Source organism: Pseudomonas syringae pv. cilantro, from assembly GCF_001293775.1.
GTDB classification, from domain to species: domain Bacteria; phylum Pseudomonadota; class Gammaproteobacteria; order Pseudomonadales; family Pseudomonadaceae; genus Aquipseudomonas; species Aquipseudomonas syringae_P.
The window spans coordinates 238456-257585 of the sequence record NZ_LGLN01000033.1 but is presented as its reverse complement, the minus strand read 5'-3'; the positions used below and the strand labels follow the sequence as shown (position 1 = coordinate 257585).

Here is a 19130-nt window from a genome sequence, read left to right as displayed (position 1 = left end):
CGCTTCGCTTTTGTGGGAGCGGACCGGGCGACGCTTCGCTTGTCCGCGAACTGCCGGGAACCGGCAGTAAAACGCTTATCGAGGTCTCAGGCAATCTGCGGCTTGGACGCGATGACGTCGAACGTCGCCGGGTCGAGCGGATCGTCGTGGTCATTCAGGACCTGTAGCGGGTGAGCATTGTCGGGGATGGCGCTGTCGATAAGCGCCAGCAGGCTGGCGCCGCGCTTGGTCAGAATATAACTCGAGCCATCCCCGCCCTCTTCGACAGGACGCGGCTCGATAAACCCGCGATTAAGCAGCGTTTCAAAAAGCTCAGCAGATGTCGATTGAGTACCGTCGTTCTGAACTTCGTGCAGCAGACGCTCGATAAGGTCCCAGTTGTAAGTCATTTTTCTAAACCTCCGTCCAGCATGGATTGATTGCCCATGACATCCAGCCACAAGCATACGACTCAGAAAATGTGACCTGCGGGTTTTTTGACGGTTCAGAGAAGTTGCTGGAAGGTTTGACGGACGGCGGTCTGCGCAGAAGGCAAACAGGAAAAGGTTGACCGCTCCCGCCTGCGCGGGAACGGTCATGGCCATCACTCGGCGGCAGGTGCCGGAGTGCTGCGTTTTTTCAGCGGTGCCATGCCGTCCTGGCTGACAAGGTCAGACTTGGGCCGGTTGGCGGTCTTGCGCTTGGTCGGACCTTTGGCGGCGACTTTTTTCTTGTCGCCTTTCACGTCGGTCTTTTTCTTCTTGACGCCGACTGCCTTGCCCGACGCCTTGACCTTTTTAGGGCCGCCATAAGTGCCTTTGACTTCCTTGATGACGCGGCGCTCGAAGCTCTGCTTGAGGTAGCGCTCGACGCTCGACATCAGGTTCCAGTCGCCATGACAGATCAGCGAGATAGCCAGACCGTCACTGCCGGCACGACCGGTCCGACCGACGCGGTGCACGTAGTCGTCGCCGCTGCGCGGCATGTCGAAGTTGATCACCATGTCCAGGCCTTCAACATCAAGACCGCGTGCCGCTACGTCGGTAGCGACCATGATCTTCGCGCCACCCTGCTTCAGACGGTCGATGGCCGCCTTGCGGTCCTTTTGGTCCTTGTCGCCGTGCAGCACGAACGCCTTGTATTCCAGCGCCACCAGACGACCGTACAAACGATCCGCCATCGCCTTGGTATTGGTGAAGATAATGGCTTTCTGGTAGGTCTCGTTGGCCAGCAGCCAGTTCAGCACCTGCTCTTTATGAACGTTGTGGTCAGCCGTGATGATCTGGTGGCGCGTGCCGGAAGCCAGTTCGCTGACGTTGTTGACTTGCAGATGCTGTGGATTCTTGAGCACCTTGCCGATCATTTCACGCAGACCGGCACCGCCAGTCGTTGCGGAGAACAGCATGGTCTGCTCACGGCCGGCGCACTCGCCCGCCAGACGCTCGACATCTTCGGAGAAGCCCATGTCCAGCATGCGGTCGGCTTCGTCGAGAACCAGCACTTCGACGTGCTTGAGGTCCAGATTGCCCGCGTTAAGCTGCTCCAGCAGACGACCCGGCGTGCCGATCAGGATGTCCGGTACCTTGCGCAGCATGGCCGCCTGGACCTTGAAGTCCTCGCCGCCGGTGATCAGACCCGCCTTGACGAAGGTGAACTGGGAAAACCGCTCGACTTCCTTGAGCGTCTGTTGCGCCAGCTCGCGGGTCGGCAGCAGGATCACTGCGCGGATGTCGACGCGAACCTTGGCCGGGCCGATCAGGCGGTTGAGGATCGGCAGTACGAATGCCGCTGTTTTGCCGCTACCGGTTTGCGCAGTCACCCTCAGGTCGCGCCCTTGCAAAGCCAACGGGATGGCGGCCGACTGCACAGGCGTAGGCTCGACAAATTTAAGTTCGGCCACAGCTTTAAGCAGGCGTTCGTGCAGGGCGAATTCGGAAAACACGGGTGCTACCTCGACGAAAAACAAAAATACAGCTGCATAGCGTAACGGTTTCGAGCGCCGGGGCCGAGTTTCTTTACCACCAATGGCCGAATTTGTTTGCCGACACGCCGCTCCAGAGGGTCCGACAGGCCCAGCGGCGGCGCGAAAGCGCTCTCATCCAGACGCCATTAAGCACCGCGAACGGCCGCAAAACTTTTTCCCGGCTGCAGATTCGCTCGAAACCTGCTCGATGCCTCGCGCTGTCGTGCAGATCGGGAACATCCGGGTGGACCGCGACCTGCGCAAGCATCTGCCCTTGGTCCGTCACCTGAGCACACACACGCAGACAAGAAACAGCCGCGCACCCGGTATGCTTCTTTCACGGCATTTCACGGGGTACAACGCCATGACAGACGCACGATTGCGACATTCGCAAACAGAGCTATTCGCAGGCCTGACGTTATCGGCCTGTCTGGGGATGAGCCTTTTGATGCTGCTCATTCCAGCGACGGCTTGCGCACAACAATCCGGTCCCTCATCGTCGAGCCAGAACGTTCCGGAGCGCGGTATGAACATCAGAATGTATGCCGGTGACAAGGTGGTCACGTTTCATCTGCAAGACAGCGCAACAACCAGGGACTTCGTCTCGCTGCTGCCGCTTGAGCTGACGCTGGAAGACTACGCCGCCACCGAGAAAATCAGCACGCTCCCGCGCAAACTCGACGTGACCGGTGCAGCGGCAGGCAACACGCCGGTCGAGGGGGATATCGCCTATTACGCGCCGTGGGGCAATCTGGCGATTTACCACAAAGGTTTCAAATACTCGCCGGGTCTGGTCAGGCTGGGGCGGGTTGAATCCGGTATCGAAATCATCCGGCAGCCGGGCACTGTCGCCGTCCGGTTTGAAGTCGCCAAAGACTGATACGCAAAAGGCCCAGCAAGTGCAGGGCCTTCTGGCGGGTAGTGATGTACGGCGGCTTATTTCAGGTTTTTCTTGAAGAACTCACCCAGTTTGTCGAACGGGATAAGATCGACCCGATCATACAGATCCACATGCCCGGCACCTGGTACGATGATCAACTGCTTCGGCTGGCCGGCCAGTTTGTAGGCCTCTTCGCTGAACTCCAGAGAGTGCGCTTCTGAACCTGCGATGAACAGCATCGGGCGTGGCGAGATCGTTGCAATGTCGTTGAACGGGTAGAAGTTTATGAACTTGATGTTGCTGGTCAGCGTCGGGTGAGTGGTCAGTTCAGGTGACTGGCCTTCAGGCGTGAACTCGCCCCGTGGCGTGCGGTAGAAGTCATAGAACTCACGCTCGATCGGGCCGGACTTTTCCGTCAGCTTGTGCACGGTGCCGCTGGTGTACGCGGTGTCGCCGCCGCTGAATTCTACGTCACGCTGACGTGCCCCCTGCTCGATGATTTTCTTGCGCTGTTCCAGGCTCTGCGAATGTTTCAGACCGTTGCGATTGGCGGCGCCCATGTCATACATGCTGACTGTGGCGATGGCTTTCATGCGCGGGTCGATCTTCGCGGCACTGATGACAAAACTGCCGCTGCCGCAGATACCCAGAACACCGATGCGGTTCTTGTCGACGAACGTCTGGGTGCCCAGAAAGTCTACCGCAGCGCTGAAGTCTTCAGCGTAGATATCGGGCGAAACGGCGTTGCGCGGCACGCCTTCACTTGCGCCCCAGAACGACAGGTCCAGCGACAGCGTAACGAAGCCCTGCTCGGCCAGTTTCTGCGCATAGAGATTGGCACTTTGCTCTTTCACTGCACCCATCGGATGCCCCACGATGATTGCCGGCGCTTTAACGTTCGGGTTCGAGCCCTTGGGTATAAAGAGATTGCCCGCCACTTTCATCTTGTACTGGTTGTTGAACAGCACTTTTTGCGCAGTGACTTTGTCGCTTGTGTAGAAATTATCAGCACCGTGAGACATGTCTGCTCCTATCGCAGAATATGAGCTTATTAAAAGCCCAAGCATCAAAAGAAACTTTTTCATGGAGCTTTCCCTCGTTGAATGATTGACCAGCGTTATGTTGTTCAGCGATGCCGTAGCACTTCGTCGAGCGAGGGCTGAGCGTTGCGTCGGGCGGCGCTGGCAAGTGCGGCGGAACCGGCCAGCACCACGCCACCGAACACGAACGGGCTCCACCAGCCGAGGTTGTCGAACAGCGCGCCGCCGATGCCGGCGCCGGCGGTGATCGCCAATTGAATGGTCGCCACCATCAGCCCACCACCCGCCTCCGCGTCGTCGGGCAGCGTTTTGCTCAGCCACAAACCCCAGGCGACCGGCGCTGGCGTGGCAATCAGCCCCCAGGCGGCAAGGACAATGGCGACGGCCTGAGGCGAGTGGCCCAGACCGGTGAGCGCAACCGCCAGCACCGCCATCAGCAGCGGAATGGCGATCAGGCAGGCGTACAGGCGGTTGTGCAGCAGCCCGCCAATCAGGTACGTCCCGGCCAGCCCGCTGGCACCCAGCATCAGCAGCATCAGCGACAGGGCACTGACGCTCACGCCGGTGATCTCTTCCAGAAACGGACGCAGATAGGTGAAGACCGCGAACTGGCCCATGAACAGCAGCAGGATGGCGGTCATACCAATGGCCACTTGCGGGTTGCGCAGCAGTCGGAAGGGATTGCGCGTCCGGCTGTTCGGCGTGCTGCTCATCGCCGGCAGGCTCAGCCATTGCCAGACGAACGCCAGCGCAGCGAGCGGGATCACCAGAAAAAACGCCCCACGCCAACCGATGTATTGCCCCATGAAGCTACCCAACGGCGCCGCCACGGTGGCCGCGAGCGCGTTACCGCCATTGATCAGCGCCAGGCCCTTGGCCACCGAGTCGTTGGGCACCAGCCTCATCACGGTCGCCGTCGACATCGACCAGAAACCGCCGATGGCGATGCCCAGCAGCGCGCGACCGGCCATGAACACCCAGCCATTCGGCGCCAGCGTGACGGTCACCCCGGACACCAGTAACAGCAGGCTGAAGCCGAGCAGGACCTTTTTGCGGTCAAGATGGCCGGTCAATGGCGTATTGAGCAGGCTGGCCAGTACCGCGAAAAACCCGGAAACCGAAATCGCCTGCCCTGCCTGACCCTGGCTGATGCCGAGATCCTGCGCGACGGGTGTCAGCAAGCTGACCGGCATGAACTCCGAAGCAATCAGCACCACCACACACAGCGCCATTGAAAACACTGCGCCCCACGCAGGCGGGTGTGAGGCTGTCGTCGGCTTGTCCGGGGTTGATTCGAATGCACTCATGCGTCACTGACCTGCCGGTTATCAAAAATAGTCGGCACAGGTTAGGGCAAAGGCATTAGGATGATTAGACGTCGCAATTTCCACGCGCTTGTGAGAGAGACTCAGCAATGAGCACACCTAAACTTAACGACCTGCAAGCTTTTCTGATGGTGGCCCGAGAGCAGAGCTTTACCAAGGCAGCCACCAAACTGGGCGTCACGCCTTCGGCCCTGAGCCACACCTTGAGAGCGCTGGAGGAACGCATGGGCCTGCGCCTGCTGGCGAGGACCACACGCAACGTAGCGCCGACTGAAGCAGGCGAACGGCTGATGCGCTCGATCGGGCCACTGCTGGATCAGATCAGCGCAGAAGTCGAAGTACTGGGCGAGTTGCGCGACAAGCCCGCCGGGACGATACGCATCACCTGCTCCGATGACGCCGCAGAAGGCATCATTCGGCCGATGCTTGCCGGGTTTCTGGCGCAATACCCGGACATCCAGATCGAAGTCTGCATCGACTACGGCTTCACCAACATTGTCAGCGAACGTTTCGATGCCGGCATCCGTCTGGGCGAATCCATCAGCAAAGACATGATCGCCGTGCGCCTCGGCCCGGACTGGCGCTTGTCAGTGGTGGGTTCTCCCGCTTACTTCGAGAAACATCCCGTCCCGCTGCAACCCCAGGACCTGACCCAACACACCTGCATCAACATCCGCCACTCCCCGAACGGTAGTTGCTATGCCTGGGAGTTCGAAAAGGACAGCCGCAAACTGAACATCCGGGTCAACGGGCAATTCACCTCCAACAGCATGATTCACGTCCTCAACGCCGCGCTGGACGGCGTCGGCCTCGCCTACGTGCCCGACTCGCTGGCCCAGCCGCACATCGCCAGCGGCCGTCTGAAAGAAGTGCTGGTCGACTGGAGCCCGTACTTTGAAGGCTTTCACTTGTACTACCCAAACCGGCGACAGGCGTCGCCGGCGTTCAGTGCATTTGTCGACGCGGTGCGGTATCGGGGCTAGCCCGCTGCCTGATTACTGCGCGGCTTTCAGCGCCTCCGCGACCTTGTTCAGCGAACCCAGGGCAGGCTCGGCAAGCAGTTTCAGTTCGGTGGTTTTGCCCCGCGCCACCACCTGCATGGCTGTGGGCGCGCCCTTTGCGTCACCCACGATCCGGTAAGCGGTGTCGCCGCGCACGAAGCTCACGACGTGACTGGCATCGTCGTACTTCAGCTGCTCACCTTCCGCCTGGGGAAACAGCAGCCCGACCTGATTCTTGCTGTCCACCGCCGCGTAGAAGACCGGGCTTGCGGCCCCTGAGCGGAACAGCACGATGCGCTTGCCGGACGGCGCGAGCCTGAACGACAGGAGAATTTCACGCTGCCCGTCTTCCTCCCAGACGATGCTGGTGGTGTGCGTCATCTTGCCATTCTGATTGCGACTGACTGTTTCAGTCGGCAGTCCCGACCCACCGGTGTGGTCAAGGACCGTCTGCGTTTCCAGCACCGGCTCACCGTTGCGAACGGTGTACGTGGACGTCTGATGCCAGCAGCAACCGTCTTTGGTCATGGTCTCGATCTTGCGGGTTTTCTCATCCACGCTGAACAGGCCGCAGTTGTTTTGCGCCAGTCTGGTAAACGAATCGCTGTGCCGAAAACCATCGGCCGTGCCGAGAAAGACCTGATACGAAGGGCCGTGATAACAGCTGTTCTGCCCGTCCATCAAGGCCAGATCCTTGATGCCATCGAAGTTGAAATCCTGATAGACCAGTACGCTCTGTTCGCCATAGGGCAACTCGTGCACATTGGTTTTGACCTTGCCAGTTTTCGGGTCGGTGCCGAGCACCAGCTCATCGGACTGCACGCGGATCAACTGAGCCCCGCCAGCCTTGTTGTAGACGCTGATCACGCCGGGACGAAACGTCTCGTCGCTGGCTGAAATATCCAGCGTCGCCCGATAACGATCGGAGAAGTCCTGTACGGTGTAGGTTGTCCGTGGCGATTTTTCGAAGGCCGCCACATCCATCTCGCCATAGGTCGTCGGCGCAGCTGCGAAGCTGGTCAGCGTCGCCAGCATCATCCCTGCCCCGGCAATTACCGCTCGTGACCAGCGCCACAAACTGCCGTCCTGAATGATTGAAATCTGCACACTGCCACTCCTGCTCTGGATAATGATGGGGCTCAAGGATGTAACCACACTCAGCGTCATGCCCGGACGTTATGCTGCGCTACGCGTGTGCGTCAGCCTTTCGCAAAACAATTTTGCCAGCCATTGCCTGACAGAACATCGTTAATGTTTTTTAATCGTGCCCCCTCATCCCCCAGGAGAACCTCGTTTTAATGGATATTCACGCGCTTTGGCTCAAGACCCAGGAACTCTGGGACATGCTCGATCAGCACCCGTGGGTACGCACCGGGCTGGCACTGATCCTGTTGCTGACCACAGCCCTGGTGCTGGGCCGCGTTGCGCGTTTTCTGGTGCTGCATGCGGTCAGAATGCTCGGCCGCCAGCCGTCCCTGCACTGGGTCAACGACTTCCGCCATAACAAGGTTTTCCACCGACTGGCGCAGATGGTGCCGTCGCTGGTCATCCAGTTCGGCCTGACATTGGTGCCCGGCCTGAGCACCGCAGGCAGGAACGTGATCGGCAACATTGCCATGGCCTTCACTATCCTGTTCATGACCCTGGCCATCGGTGCACTGCTCAACGCCCTGCTGGATATCTACGCGCGCACCGAACACGCCCGCACGCGCTCGATCAAAGGCTACGTGCAGCTGTCGAAGATGATTCTGTATGTGTTCGCCGCAATCATCATCGTCGCCACACTGATCGACCGTTCGCCGCTGTTGCTGCTTTCCGGCCTTGGCGCCATGTCGGCAGTCATTCTGTTGGTCTACAAGGACACCCTGCTGTCATTCGTCGCCAGCGTACAGCTGACCAGCAACGACATGCTGCGCGTCGGCGACTGGATCGAAATGCCGCAAGTGGGCGCCGATGGCGACGTGGTGGACATCACCCTGCATACCGTGAAGGTGCAGAACTTCGACAAAACCATCGTGTCCATCCCGACCTGGCGTCTGATGTCCGAGTCATTCCGCAACTGGCGCGGCATGCAGCAATCCGGCGGACGCCGCATCAAACGCAGCCTGTTCATCGACGCCAGCGGCGTGCGCTTCGTGCGTGACGACGAAGAACAACAACTCATGCAAATCCACCTGCTCACCGACTACATCGGCCGCAAACAGGCCGAACTCCGGGCCTGGAACGAGGCACAAGGCAACGTCGCAGAAATGTCCGCCAACCGCCGGCGCATGACCAACATCGGCACCTTCCGCGCCTACGCCCTGGCGTACCTGAAAAGCCACGCAGAAATAAACCCCGGCATGACCTGCATGGTTCGCCAGCTGGAGCCCACTTCACAGGGTATTCCACTGGAGATCTACTGCTTTACCCGCACGACGGTGTGGGTGGATTACGAGCGGATACAGGGGGATATTTTTGACTATTTGATTACCGTGATGCCGGAGTTCGGGCTGGGGTTGTATCAGCAGCCGAGTGGGGCGGATATGCGGGTGGGGTTGGGTGGGAAGGCTGTAGGCCAGGCTACCGCTGATTAGGGGCGGTAGCGTTGAGATTGAGATTTGAAAGCGTTTGGAACGGTGCAGTGGTTCCATTGCTCCCAGCTATCGTGATTTGGGGATATGGAACCAATGAAGAGTTTTAGCCACTCAGTAGCTTTATTTTTTTGAGCTGCACGCATGCGAGTATCAAACTTTTCAGCACCTGTGATCAAACATACCATTTCAAACATGGGCCGCCCACTCGACCTTAAGTAGTGTCGCCATCGAAATTCAACTATCACGTCACAAACGGAAAAAAACTAGCGAACCCTATGCAGTAACTATATGAGGCGTGGTAACCGCCACTCCAAGTTTTCGGCTGTGCCGCTACGATCCTAAAGTTTAATCCTGCATTAAAGAGAGAACCGTCATGGGGCTATGTATTTCAAAAAACTCTGGTAGCGGTTACAGCTACAGTGATAGCGACCGTTGGGAAGTGCCTGCAGGCCCTCCAAACGCCAGGTCTGTCTCCAGTCATCAAACGGCATCTGCGAGAGATATAGCATCAGACGAGGTGGATGAACGTCCTGCAACGTTTTCTCACTTTCAACTCGCGCGGTGCGGTGGAGATTATACGCTTAGCATGGTTACTTCAGCGGCTTATCAAGCAGAAAGGCGGCATCGCGGTAATTTAATAAAAGATCGTAGTCAATCCATACTCCCATGGGTCCAGGTCTATCATTCTAAAAAAGGTTTGGATTACAGCTTCCAGATCGACAGAACCACGACTGTTAAAGTGGCTGGGTTCAACTGCTCTGTCCCCAATGATAGAGGGACTCGGCATTTATACAGCGCTGGTACGAGTCAGATAAACATGCCTGTCATCGCAGACAACATGAGCGCATGCATTGCTGTCGCGTGTGCGGCGGAAAACGTGGCTGCTGGAACGGGTGAACGTAGACCGGGGGCGAAAGTCCGCGTGTTCCATCTGCTCCCTTTTCGCCGCGAAGATCTTGTGCCGGAAGAAGTTCTAGCTTCTGTACGTGACTATCTGCGAACCACCAAGGAACAGGGGCTGACAATGCGCGTAGCCATGCATGGAGGGAATACAGAGGGTGATTTCTCAGTCAGCACTGCGCAGGCATTAAAAGGCCTGTTTGCTGATGAAGGGATCCCGCTTGAATTTGACGAGACCTGTGCAAACCGAACGTCTGAAACACTGCTTGGCGCCGTAATTTTAGATGACAACTCGACTCACTTCATAAAACACTTGGTCGCTTCATAATTCAATAAAGTGCTACCTATAAAAACCTCAAATAAAACCTACAAACCTGTAATCGACGCGATTCACGTGTAGGTATTTCATCTGGAACCACTAGCCCGCGCCGTGCGGGCTAAGTACGTAACGGAAGCGTGATCTTCGCGCACCGTAGATCTGAAGATAACTAATGCTCTGGCAGAAAATGAGTGATCCATGATCCTGGCATTCCAAGCCCGTATTTGATCCCTGATGCTGCGCCCTCGGTCTCTTTCTTGAGCCAGCACCGCCGTGATGTGTAGTGGTCAGCAACTCGATCGGCTTATGGGCACTGAGCTGATCGACCAGCGCATGCGATCCTGTTCTTCCGACATCAAGAGCGCGGTAGCCTTTTTAAAATAGATTTCTCCCGCTCAAGACGGGCGATCCGAGCTTCCAGCTCTTGGATTTCTTGCTGCTCGGGCGTCAGGACTTTGCTCTGAGGCGTTACGGAATTACGCTCCTGCTGGAGCTGGCTTATCCAGCGACGCAGCGCAGACGATGCATCTGGCAAAACAGATCCACGAGATCCTAAACTCTGTATAGCAGTTTTTTCCATATGCACATAACCGCGCCAGTAGCGCAACCAACCCGAGCCCACCTGAAGCCCTCAGTGAGCCTTGCTTTCAATAATGAGCTGCTAGCTGCTGGCGCAGTAAAAATAGCAATTAGCCACCACTCGTCTATGCTTGATCTTCCGCAGTATTTTCAAGGAGAGATCTCGATGGCTGTTCCGAATGTGAATGGACTGGGCACGCCCGTTACCGACGACTTTGAAGCTTGGCTTGGCGAAAGGAACCGGTGGCTGCAGACAGCTGCCAAGAATCTAATCGAGACCAAGAAGCCCCCTACCGATGATCAGATCACAGAGCTTGCTCGACTTTGCATCGTCGAATCGAAAAAGGAACAAGACCCAGGCTTCGGCACCGTAACACCTAGCTCTTTGGCCCTCGCTGCTAATCGTCCAGCCATCAGAATTGAAGGGATATCAGAAGTCCACGGGTTGAATGCAATCAAACCCGGTGCTTCGCTACCTTTTGGCCCCGGCAACGTTACAGTGTTCTACGGCCAAAATGGTTCGGGAAAAAGCGGGTATGCACGCCTTCTGAAACAAGCATGCGGCTCAAGGTCGAAAGATGAGATTCACCCTAACGTCTTCGTCGAAGAGCCGGTGGCCTGCAGCGCTAAATTCCAGGTCTCAGCGGGAGAAAATCAGCGAACAATCGACTGGACGCTTGCCCAGGGTGCAGACCCCCTACTACGCCACGCCCAGATCTTCGACACCAAAACGGCTAGCCAGTACATGGGTAAAAGCGAGGCCAGCTACGAGCCAAGCCAGATGAAATTCGTAGCGTCATTGATCGCTGTGTCAGACAAGGTCAATCAGCACCTCACAGCGTCGAAAAATGCGTTGCTAAGCGCATTACCGCAATTTCCTGCATATCTCGGAGTGACCGACGAGAGTCGCTGGCTTGCCAGTCTTAAGTCGACGACCACTAACGCAGCCATCGACAAAACGTGTTTATTCACCCAAGAGCTAGATGCCGACCGAATCGCCACAGAAGGTGCGCTAGCCCAGAAGGACATCGCTGGAAGATTGGCTTCAATCAACAAAGAAAAGCAGGGGTTGGCATCCGTTCGGTCAGCCATGAGTCAACTCAAGGAAAAGCTTTCTGACGACGTAGCAAAGATAATCGTGAGTGCCCACTCCGATACAAAGCTAAAGCGCCAAGCCGCCCAGAAATCTGCTCAGCAGCTTTTTGCTGAGACACCGCTTGAAGGGGTGGGCGAAGCTGTATGGCAGCAGCTTTGGGCACAGGCACGGTTGTTCTCTCAAACTCACGCTTACCCCGACCAACCATTCCCCGTTATTGGTGAGGAGGCAAAGTGCGTGCTCTGTCAGCAGGAACTCAATGAAGACGCCAGCACTCGATTGCTGCACTTCGAGCAGTTCGTCACCGAGGGGTTGGAGAAGGCAGCTAAAGAGGCAGATGGCAGTTATCAGCGTTTACTCCGAGCCGTGCCCTCGTTGCCAGATGAACAAGGATGGCAAGCTCATATGGCTCTGCTCAAACTGGAACAACAGCAGGCCAACGATCTGTACATAGCCTTGTTGAAAAGGCGCACCGATCTCGACACCGCTGAGCAAACCAAAGAGATTTCTGCGTTCGACTGGTCACCGGTAGATCAAGCTTTGGCCGTACAAACCGAGCAACTCGCCATCGAAGAAAAATCGTTGAGCGACCTGCTGCAGAACGGCAAACGGCAGCAGATGGAAGACAAACTTCGCAAGCTGAGAGGCATGCAGTGGTTGGCACAAAACAAACCCGCCATCTTGGCCGAACGTGACCGGCTATTGGCAGTTGACCTGTACGGTAAGGCCATCCGACTGACCGCGACCAACACACTGACGAGCAAGAACAACGACCTAGCGAAATCCGAGGTGGAGGCCGGCTACCAAACTCGCTTTGCAGCAGAACTCAAGCTACTGGGCGGCTCAAGGTTGCCCGTAGCCCCCCAAAGCAAGACAGTCGGTAAAGGCAGGACGACGTTCGGACTGACGCTTGTTGGTGCGAAAGGAACCCGCCCGCCAGAACAAATTCTCAGTGAAGGTGAAACACGAATTGTGGCCTTGGCTGCATTTCTGGCCGATATCACCGGTTCGAATCAGGTAGCGCCGTTTATATTTGACGATCCGATCTCCTCACTCGATCAAGACTTTGAAGAGCGAGTTGTCGCGCGCCTGGTCGATTTGGCACAGACCCGTCAGGTGATCATCTTCACACACAGGCTGTCCTTGGTCACCCTGCTGGATAGTGCTGTGAAAAAAGTGAAAGACAATCCAGATCTTCTGGACGTGCTCCACGTAGTCCAGACGCTTCGACGCCTAGACAAAACATCCGGCATTCTGACCGGGCAAAGTGCTCGCGACTCGAAACCAAAATCAGCAATCAACAAACTACTGAAAGAGACTTTACCTCGCCTCAAAAAGCACCAGAGTGAAGGCGATGTCGATAGCTACGACATCATGGCCAAAAGTGTTTGCAGTGACTTCCGGATCATCGTGGAACGCACTGTTGAGGTAGTGATGCTGAACAACGTCGTGCTGCGATTCCGTCGAGAGGTCATGACCAAAGGTCTACTCAGGCAGCTTAGCAATATCACTCAAGAAGACTGTGATCTGATCGACGACTTGATGACTAGGTATTCGGTGTATGAGCATTCGCAGGCAGACGATCTACCCGCCGTGCCACCTGAGCTGGTTCAGCTCGAAGCCGATATGCAGTTGCTTGCGGATTGGATGGAGAATTACGCAAAGCGAGTTGCTTGACGCACACCGTCAGACCTTCCGAGCATCGAAGACATCTACGGTAAGCTAGGCGGCTATTGTTGCTGGAGCGAAGGTTGCACTTCGCTTCGGTCACCGTGTCAGTTGGCTGGCAATCCACTTAATGTAAACGTACCGCCCAAAAACCGCGTCGTTAAATCAGTAGATCGCCAATGTCAGGAAGGAATATACGACTCACAGGATCTACACTCAGCTTTACCTCCACTGAGCTAAAGCTTCAACCTCGCACGACCAGCTTTGGCAAACTCGAGCCAGCCATCACATCGAACGACACCCGTTTCTTCGAATTCGTTAGCATACTCAGGACCCGAAATCCGCCGGAATCAGTTGCCCCCTACCACGCAAACGGCAGAGACGTTTCCTACAGAACGTTAAGGCTGAAAGGCACAGACAATGCGCAACTGAGCGCTCAAAATGGACTCACATCAAAAGGAGCTTGACCATGAATGCTAGGATTTCTCCAATCGTGCCAGAACTTGAAACTGAAGAACCATCCGCCACCCACGACAAATGGTTTCGTACACAGGTCTCGGCTTCAATCAACGATCCAGCCCCCAATATCCCACACGATCAGGTCATGGCCGAGATGCGTGCGCTTCTAGAGTCGAAGCAAATCACCGCCACATACTCCGACTGAACACCACACGGACGATACCGACGACCACATCACCACCCCGCCCTCCCCCAGAACGCTTCCGCCGACTGGCTAAGAATTGCCTTCGGCCTGGTCAAATGAATCTCCAACGGTATATCCCAGCTCTCATCGAGTGCCCTGACCAAACGCCCGTCCAGCACCTCCTGTTCGGTGAGGCTCTTGGGCAGCCACGCCACTCCTTTGCTTTCCAACGCCATGGACATGAGCACCGCCGCAAGGTGGCTGCTGAACAGCGGTTTGAGGTGCAGGTAATCTTCCTTGCCGCGCAGTCGGTGGGCGACGATGCGTCCCAGTCCGGATTCGTGGGTGTACGCGAGGTAGGGTAGCGCCGCGGGTGAGGTGCCTACGTTGGCGGAGGCGCTGGCAAGCGGAACGAGAACGTCCTCGCCCACTTTCTTGCTGACGAACTGATCGGGTGCTAGCAACGGAGGGACGTCGGGGTGGCGGTGGCAGAGGAGGAACTGCACTTGGCCATGGATCAGCATCTGCTCACAGACCGCCATGCTGTCCGAATGCAGTTGCACGGCCTCGATCGGCGCACCGTTTCCGGCGTTTCTGAGCCACTTGGGGAAAAACGTGAACGACAGGGAGTGCGTTGCGGCGAACTGCAGTGACCTGGCGGCTACTCCGGCCACCTCTTGGGCCTCGCTGCGCATTCGGTACAAATGTCGGGCAGCTTCCTGGGCACTGGGCAAAATCTGCCGGCCGGCCTCGGTAAGGGTTGCGCCTTGTGGCGTGCGCACAAACAGCTGAACCCCCATCCAGTTTTCCAGGGACCGAACTCTGCGGCTGAAGGCTGGCTGGGTAACATGCCGTGCTTCAGCGGCGCGCACAAAACTGCCGTACTCCGCGAGCGCTGAAAGATCTTCGAGCCAAACCAGTTCCACGGGCCATGCCTTCTGTGCATAGGGTGCGGCATTAATAGCATTGGGCGGGTGGTGTCGCAACGCATAACGTGACTCCACGAACAACAAGAGGAGCCCGTCATGCGCATCGTAGACATTCGTGAAAAAACCGTTTCCATTGCCTCGCCCATTGCCAACGCCTATATCGATTTCTCGAAAATGACCTGCTCGGTCGTGGCGGTCATCACTGATGTGATTCGCGACGGCAAACCTGTTATCGGCTACGGCTTCAACTCCAATGGCCGCTACGGTCAAGGCGCGTTGATGCGTGATCGCTTTCTGGCGCGGATTACCGAAGCTGATCCGGACACCCTCGTCGACCCTGAAAACGACAACCTGGACCCGTTCGCCATCTGGAAAGCGCTGATGACCAACGAGAAGCCGGGCGGCCACGGCGAGCGCTCGGTCGCGGTGGGCACCATCGACATGGCGGTATGGGATGCCGTGGCCAAGATTGAAGGCAAACCGCTCTATCGCCTGCTGGCTGACCGCTATCGCGACGGCGTGGCGGATGACAAGGTCTGGGTCTATGCGGCCGGTGGCTATTACTACCCTGGCAAAGACCAGACCAAGCTCAAGGCAGAAATGCAGAGCTATCTGGATCGTGGCTACGACGTCGTCAAGATGAAGATCGGTGCGGTGCCACTGGACGAAGATATCCGTCGCATCGAAGCGGTGCTTGAAGTGGTCGGGGACGGTCGTCGACTGGCGGTCGATGCCAACGGTCGCTTCGATCTTCAGACCGGCATCGCTTATGCCGAAGCCATCAAAAAGTACAACCTCTTCTGGTACGAAGAAGTCGGCGATCCGCTGGACTACGCGTTGCAGGCCGAGCTGGCCAATCACTATGAACTGCCCATGGCGACCGGGGAAAACCTGTTCTCTCACCAGGATGCCCGCAACCTTCTGCGCCACGGCGGCATGCGTCCCGATCGAGACTTTCTGCAGTTCGACTGCGCTTTGTCCTACGGGCTTGTGGAGTACATGCGCACCCTCAAGGTGATGGAAGAAATGGGTTGGTCTTCGCGCCGCGTGGTTCCGCACGGCGGCCATCAGATGTCCCTGAATATCGCCGCCGGCTTGCACTTGGGCGGCAACGAGTCCTACCCCGACGTGTTCCAGCCTTTCGGCGGTTTCGCAGACGGGATCAAGGTAGAAAACGGCTATGTCGGCCTGCCGGATATTCCGGGGGTTGGTTTCGAAGCCAAGTCCGCCTTGTACGCCGTCATGCGCGAACTGGGCGAAGGCTGATCAACCTCGCTCTGCGGCCCCTTTCGCCAGCGGCCGCAGACGCAGGCTTTACCTGCTGACACCAGGCCACATGCCCATCACAACAATAAAATGAGGTGCTTCCGTGGAAATCTCCAAATCCCGCTGGTATGGCCAGCTGTATGTGCAAGTGCTGATCGGCATCGTGGTAGGTGCCGCCATCGGTTACTTCATGCCCGATATCGGCGCCAGGCTCCAACCCTTTGCCGATGGCTTTATCAAACTGATCAAGATGCTTTTGGCCCCCATTATTTTCGGCACGGTCGTTGTCGGTATTGCGAAGATGGGCAGTATCAAAGAAGTCGGGCGGATCGGCGTAAAAGCGCTGATCTACTTCGAGATTCTTTCCACCATTGCACTGGTCATCGGCCTTGTTGTGGTCAACATCGTCAAGCCGGGCGTCGGGATGAACATCAACGTCGGCGCGCTCGATGGAAGTGCTATCAGCAAGTACAGCCAAGCGGCCAGCGAGCAAGGCGGTACAGTTGATTTCTTTCTCAACATTATCCCGCACACGTTCATGGGCGCATTCTCGAATGGCGTCATGCTGCAAGTTATTTTGCTGTCGGTATTGATGGGCGTTGCCCTGGTTCAAATGGGCGAAACCAGCAAGCCGCTGATCAATACCATCGATCTGTTCCTGCAAGGTCTGTTCAGAATTGTCGCGATGGTCATGCGCCTGGCGCCGATTGGTGCGGGTGCCGGTATGGCATTCACTATCGGCAAGTACGGGATTGGTACGTTGCTGTCACTCGGTCAGTTGCTGGTTGCGCTCTACATCACCACGTTGATTTTTATCGTGGTTGTGCTGGGTACGGTTGCCAGATGGTCTGGCATGCCGCTCATGCAGTTTCTTCGGTATTTCAAGGATGAAATTCTCATCACGCTGGGCACCTGTTCAACCGAAGCGGTACTGCCGCACATGATGGTCAAGCTTGAAAAACTGGGCTGCAAAAAATCGGTTGTGGGCATGGTGTTGCCTACCGGGTACACCTTCAATGCGGACGGCACCTGCATCTATCTCACCATGGCCGCCATCTTCATCGCTCAGGCCACCAACACGCCCCTGACCTTTGTGGATCAGATGATTCTGCTCGGTGTATTCCTGCTGACGTCCAAAGGCTCGGCGGGCGTGGCCGGTGCGGGATTCGTGACGCTGGCTGCGACATTGACCACCATCCACTCCATTCCGCTGGTAGGGCTGGTTTTGCTGTTGGGCATTGACCGGTTCCTGAACGAAGCCCGGGCCGTGACCAACCTGATTGGCAACGGTATCGGCACCCTCGCGATCGCGAAGTGGGACAACTCGTTCGATGCCGAGACCTGCGCGCGTGAAATCGCCGCCATGAACAATGAAAAAGCGGCGAGAAAGGCAGTGCTGGCGCAAAAATAACGTTCAGCGCGCCCCGGTCATGCCGTTCAAATACGGCATGACGTCAGGGTTTGCGGTTTTAAAGCTGAGCGCTCTTGTTCAAGCTTTCGGGGCTGCCCGCACATAAGCCATCCATCACCAGGTTCATCAATCTGGCGATACGTGAGCGCCATTCGCCTTGAGAATCAACTTGCCATATGCCTGCAATGGCGAGAAAAAAGTCGTCGGTAGTCACCCCGCTGCGAATCGTTCCAGCAGCTTCATTGGCCCGCAAGAGCAGCTCGGCTGCCGACTGAACGGGTGCGTATCCGGACTGCCCCGGAAATTCATAAACAGACGCGGCCTGCCGGATAGCGGTGGCGAGACCCGCCTTGGTCATTGCATATTCAACGAGGTGGTCCATCCACTCCCGGAGCGCCTCCTTGGGTGGCCTGGTGGCGAGCAGTTGTTCTGCCAGTGAAGCCACTTGCTGCATTTCGAATTGATAAACCTCGAATACCAGTTTCTCTCGAGTAGGAAAGTGGCGATAAAAAGTCCCCTGCCCCACCCCGGCCTTCTTCGCAATCGCGCTTAGCGCCACAGCAGGATCGCGAGTCAGCTCTACTACCGCGACCTCCAGTATCCGCTCGCGGTTTTTCCTGGCGTCAGAACGCATCACCAACTCGTCATTCATGAGCAAAGATTTTCCTTGGGCGCATTGCTAAACGGACAGCTGTCCGGTAAGTTTCGATACGGACAATTGTCCGCTTACCTATTATTTCCGGAGTTTACTATGAACAGCACTGGCAATACGATTCTGGTTACTGGCGGCACCTCAGGCATAGGCCTTGGCCTTGCGCTCAGGCTTCACAAGGCGGGCAATAAAGTCATCATCGCAGGGCGTCGCAAAGCTCTGCTGGACAAGATAGTGTCGGAACATCCGGGTATTGAATCCGTAGTGCTGGACGTCTCCGATCCACAATCCATCCAGCGCAACAGCGAGGCGCTTGCGATCAGCCATCCGCATCTGAATGTTCTGATCAACAACGCAGGCATCATGCACTGGGAGGATCTGACTGATCCGCACAACCTGAGCACAGCCGAAGACATTGTGACCACGAACCTGCTTGGCACGATTCGCATGGTGTATGCATTTACGCCGCATCTGCTCAAGCAGCCCAATGCAACGATCATCAATGTCAGTTCGGCGCTGGCATTCGTCCCGCTGCCCGCCACACCGACCTACAGCGCAACCAAAGCGGCCGTTCATTCGTTCACTCAAAGCCTGCGGGTGCAGCTGGAAGGCTCGCCGGTCGAGGTTATCGAGCTGGCACCGCCGGGCGTGCGTACCACGTTGCTTGGGCAAGAAAATGACGAGCATGCGATGCCGTTGGAGGAGTTTCTGGACGAAATCTTTGAACTGCTCAAGACCTCTCCGACCCCACAAGAACTGGTCGTCGAACGCGCCAAGCCGTTGCGGTTTGCTGAAGCAAGCGGTTCACATGGCGAAGTCTTGAAAATGCTGACGGGATACAAACCAACGACAGATTGATGCTGCCGCCGTGGGCAGCAGGTGACGCCATCGTGGTGAACAGAT

16 protein-coding genes and 1 pseudogene are annotated in these 19130 nt (G+C 56.8%); 9 read left to right on the top strand and 8 right to left on the bottom strand.

Annotated elements, in window-relative coordinates; translation table 11 throughout:
* Nucleotides 1–86 precede the first annotated feature (86 nt).
* Nucleotides 87–389: a hypothetical protein gene (locus ABJ99_RS08085; RefSeq protein ID WP_054085376.1), complete on the bottom strand. Its 303-nt coding sequence runs from the start codon at nucleotides 387–389 to the stop codon at nucleotides 87–89.
* A gap of 194 nt (nucleotides 390–583) precedes the next feature.
* Entirely contained in the window at nucleotides 584–1921 is a 1338-nt protein-coding gene (locus ABJ99_RS08080) for a DEAD/DEAH box helicase (RefSeq protein ID WP_054085777.1), read from the bottom strand.
* A 547-nt stretch (nucleotides 1922–2468) separates the two neighbouring features.
* On the opposite strand from ABJ99_RS08080, the gene ABJ99_RS08075 reads away from it, so the two are divergent.
* A complete protein-coding gene (locus ABJ99_RS08075; RefSeq protein WP_054085375.1) occupies nucleotides 2469–2822 on the top strand; it encodes a cyclophilin-like fold protein in 354 nt (117 codons plus the stop codon).
* 56 nt (nucleotides 2823–2878) lie between these two features.
* Here ABJ99_RS08075 and ABJ99_RS08070 read toward each other — a convergent pair whose 3' ends face one another.
* Nucleotides 2879–3907, bottom strand: a complete 1029-nt coding sequence (locus ABJ99_RS08070; protein WP_054085374.1) for an alpha/beta hydrolase — start codon at nucleotides 3905–3907, stop codon at nucleotides 2879–2881.
* Nucleotides 3908–3948: 41 nt separating this feature from the next.
* Complete coding sequence (locus ABJ99_RS08065) at nucleotides 3949–5169, bottom strand: MFS transporter (protein WP_054085373.1); 1221 nt, start codon at nucleotides 5167–5169, stop codon at nucleotides 3949–3951.
* Nucleotides 5170–5276: 107 nt separating this feature from the next.
* On the opposite strand from ABJ99_RS08065, the gene ABJ99_RS08060 reads away from it, so the two are divergent.
* On the top strand, nucleotides 5277–6170 hold the full coding sequence (locus tag ABJ99_RS08060) for a LysR family transcriptional regulator (RefSeq protein WP_054085372.1): 894 nt from the start codon (nucleotides 5277–5279) through the stop codon (nucleotides 6168–6170).
* Between the two features lie 12 nt (nucleotides 6171–6182).
* On the opposite strand, the gene ABJ99_RS08055 is transcribed toward ABJ99_RS08060, so the two are convergent.
* Nucleotides 6183–7226, bottom strand: a complete 1044-nt coding sequence (locus tag ABJ99_RS08055; RefSeq protein ID WP_230081004.1) for an XAC2610-related protein — start codon at nucleotides 7224–7226, stop codon at nucleotides 6183–6185.
* 260 nt (nucleotides 7227–7486) lie between these two features.
* On the opposite strand from ABJ99_RS08055, the gene ABJ99_RS08050 reads away from it, so the two are divergent.
* Nucleotides 7487–8764, top strand: a complete 1278-nt coding sequence (locus ABJ99_RS08050; protein ID WP_054085370.1) for a mechanosensitive ion channel family protein — start codon at nucleotides 7487–7489, stop codon at nucleotides 8762–8764.
* A 373-nt stretch (nucleotides 8765–9137) separates the two neighbouring features.
* The gene (gene xopAF / locus ABJ99_RS29050; RefSeq protein ID WP_080378074.1) at nucleotides 9138–9992 is read left to right on the top strand and encodes a XopAF/AvrXv3 family type III secretion system effector; all 855 of its coding nucleotides are present in this window, start codon (nucleotides 9138–9140) and stop codon (nucleotides 9990–9992) included.
* A 279-nt stretch (nucleotides 9993–10271) separates the two neighbouring features.
* Here the strand turns inward: xopAF and ABJ99_RS26770 are convergent.
* Nucleotides 10272–10563 (bottom strand): annotated as a pseudogene (locus ABJ99_RS26770) (transposase); the annotation flags it as partial.
* A 165-nt stretch (nucleotides 10564–10728) separates the two neighbouring features.
* On the opposite strand from ABJ99_RS26770, the gene ABJ99_RS08040 reads away from it, so the two are divergent.
* Complete coding sequence (locus ABJ99_RS08040) at nucleotides 10729–13335, top strand: AAA family ATPase (protein ID WP_054085368.1); 2607 nt, start codon at nucleotides 10729–10731, stop codon at nucleotides 13333–13335.
* A 460-nt stretch (nucleotides 13336–13795) separates the two neighbouring features.
* Entirely contained in the window at nucleotides 13796–13990 is a 195-nt protein-coding gene (relB, locus tag ABJ99_RS08035; protein ID WP_054085367.1) for a type II toxin-antitoxin system RelB family antitoxin, read from the top strand.
* Between the two features lie 29 nt (nucleotides 13991–14019).
* Here the strand turns inward: relB and ABJ99_RS08030 are convergent, their stop codons facing one another.
* A complete protein-coding gene (locus tag ABJ99_RS08030; RefSeq protein ID WP_007248650.1) occupies nucleotides 14020–14895 on the bottom strand; it encodes a LysR family transcriptional regulator in 876 nt (291 codons plus the stop codon).
* A 99-nt stretch (nucleotides 14896–14994) separates the two neighbouring features.
* On the opposite strand from ABJ99_RS08030, the gene ABJ99_RS08025 reads away from it, so the two are divergent.
* Nucleotides 14995–16164, top strand: coding sequence for a mandelate racemase/muconate lactonizing enzyme family protein (locus ABJ99_RS08025; protein WP_007248651.1), 1170 nt, complete (start codon nucleotides 14995–14997; stop codon nucleotides 16162–16164).
* Between the two features lie 103 nt (nucleotides 16165–16267).
* Nucleotides 16268–17575, top strand: coding sequence for a C4-dicarboxylate transporter DctA (gene dctA, locus ABJ99_RS08020; RefSeq protein ID WP_054085366.1), 1308 nt, complete (start codon nucleotides 16268–16270; stop codon nucleotides 17573–17575).
* Between the two features lie 58 nt (nucleotides 17576–17633).
* Here dctA and ABJ99_RS08015 read toward each other — a convergent pair whose 3' ends face one another.
* Nucleotides 17634–18227 carry a TetR/AcrR family transcriptional regulator gene (locus ABJ99_RS08015; RefSeq protein WP_054085365.1) on the bottom strand — a complete coding sequence of 198 codons (594 nt, stop codon included), beginning with the start codon at nucleotides 18225–18227 and terminating at the stop codon, nucleotides 17634–17636.
* A 99-nt stretch (nucleotides 18228–18326) separates the two neighbouring features.
* Here ABJ99_RS08015 and ABJ99_RS08010 point away from each other — a divergent pair, with 99 nt between their 5' ends.
* Complete coding sequence (locus ABJ99_RS08010; RefSeq protein ID WP_054085364.1) at nucleotides 18327–19085, top strand: SDR family oxidoreductase; 759 nt, start codon at nucleotides 18327–18329, stop codon at nucleotides 19083–19085.
* Nucleotides 19086–19130 lie beyond the last annotated feature (45 nt).

What these genes read in the sequence shown, in the direction of transcription:
- ABJ99_RS08085 (WP_054085376.1), bottom strand. Translation starts at nt 389, where the DNA reads ATGACTTACAACTGGGACCTTATCGAGCGTCTGCTGCACGAAGTTCAG.
- ABJ99_RS08075 (WP_054085375.1), top strand. Translation starts at nt 2,469, where the DNA reads ATGAACATCAGAATGTATGCCGGTGACAAGGTGGTCACGTTTCATCTG.
- ABJ99_RS08070 (WP_054085374.1), bottom strand. Translation starts at nt 3,907, where the DNA reads ATGAAAAAGTTTCTTTTGATGCTTGGGCTTTTAATAAGCTCATATTCT.
- ABJ99_RS08065 (WP_054085373.1), bottom strand. Translation starts at nt 5,169, where the DNA reads ATGAGTGCATTCGAATCAACCCCGGACAAGCCGACGACAGCCTCACAC.
- ABJ99_RS08060 (WP_054085372.1), top strand. Translation starts at nt 5,277, where the DNA reads ATGAGCACACCTAAACTTAACGACCTGCAAGCTTTTCTGATGGTGGCC.
- ABJ99_RS08055 (WP_230081004.1), bottom strand. Translation starts at nt 7,226, where the DNA reads ATGATGCTGGCGACGCTGACCAGCTTCGCAGCTGCGCCGACGACCTAT.
- ABJ99_RS08050 (WP_054085370.1), top strand. Translation starts at nt 7,487, where the DNA reads ATGGATATTCACGCGCTTTGGCTCAAGACCCAGGAACTCTGGGACATG.
- xopAF (WP_080378074.1), top strand. Translation starts at nt 9,138, where the DNA reads ATGGGGCTATGTATTTCAAAAAACTCTGGTAGCGGTTACAGCTACAGT.
- ABJ99_RS08040 (WP_054085368.1), top strand. Translation starts at nt 10,729, where the DNA reads ATGGCTGTTCCGAATGTGAATGGACTGGGCACGCCCGTTACCGACGAC.
- relB (WP_054085367.1), top strand. Translation starts at nt 13,796, where the DNA reads ATGAATGCTAGGATTTCTCCAATCGTGCCAGAACTTGAAACTGAAGAA.
- ABJ99_RS08025 (WP_007248651.1), top strand. Translation starts at nt 14,995, where the DNA reads ATGCGCATCGTAGACATTCGTGAAAAAACCGTTTCCATTGCCTCGCCC.
- ABJ99_RS08015 (WP_054085365.1), bottom strand. Translation starts at nt 18,227, where the DNA reads ATGAATGACGAGTTGGTGATGCGTTCTGACGCCAGGAAAAACCGCGAG.
- ABJ99_RS08010 (WP_054085364.1), top strand. Translation starts at nt 18,327, where the DNA reads ATGAACAGCACTGGCAATACGATTCTGGTTACTGGCGGCACCTCAGGC.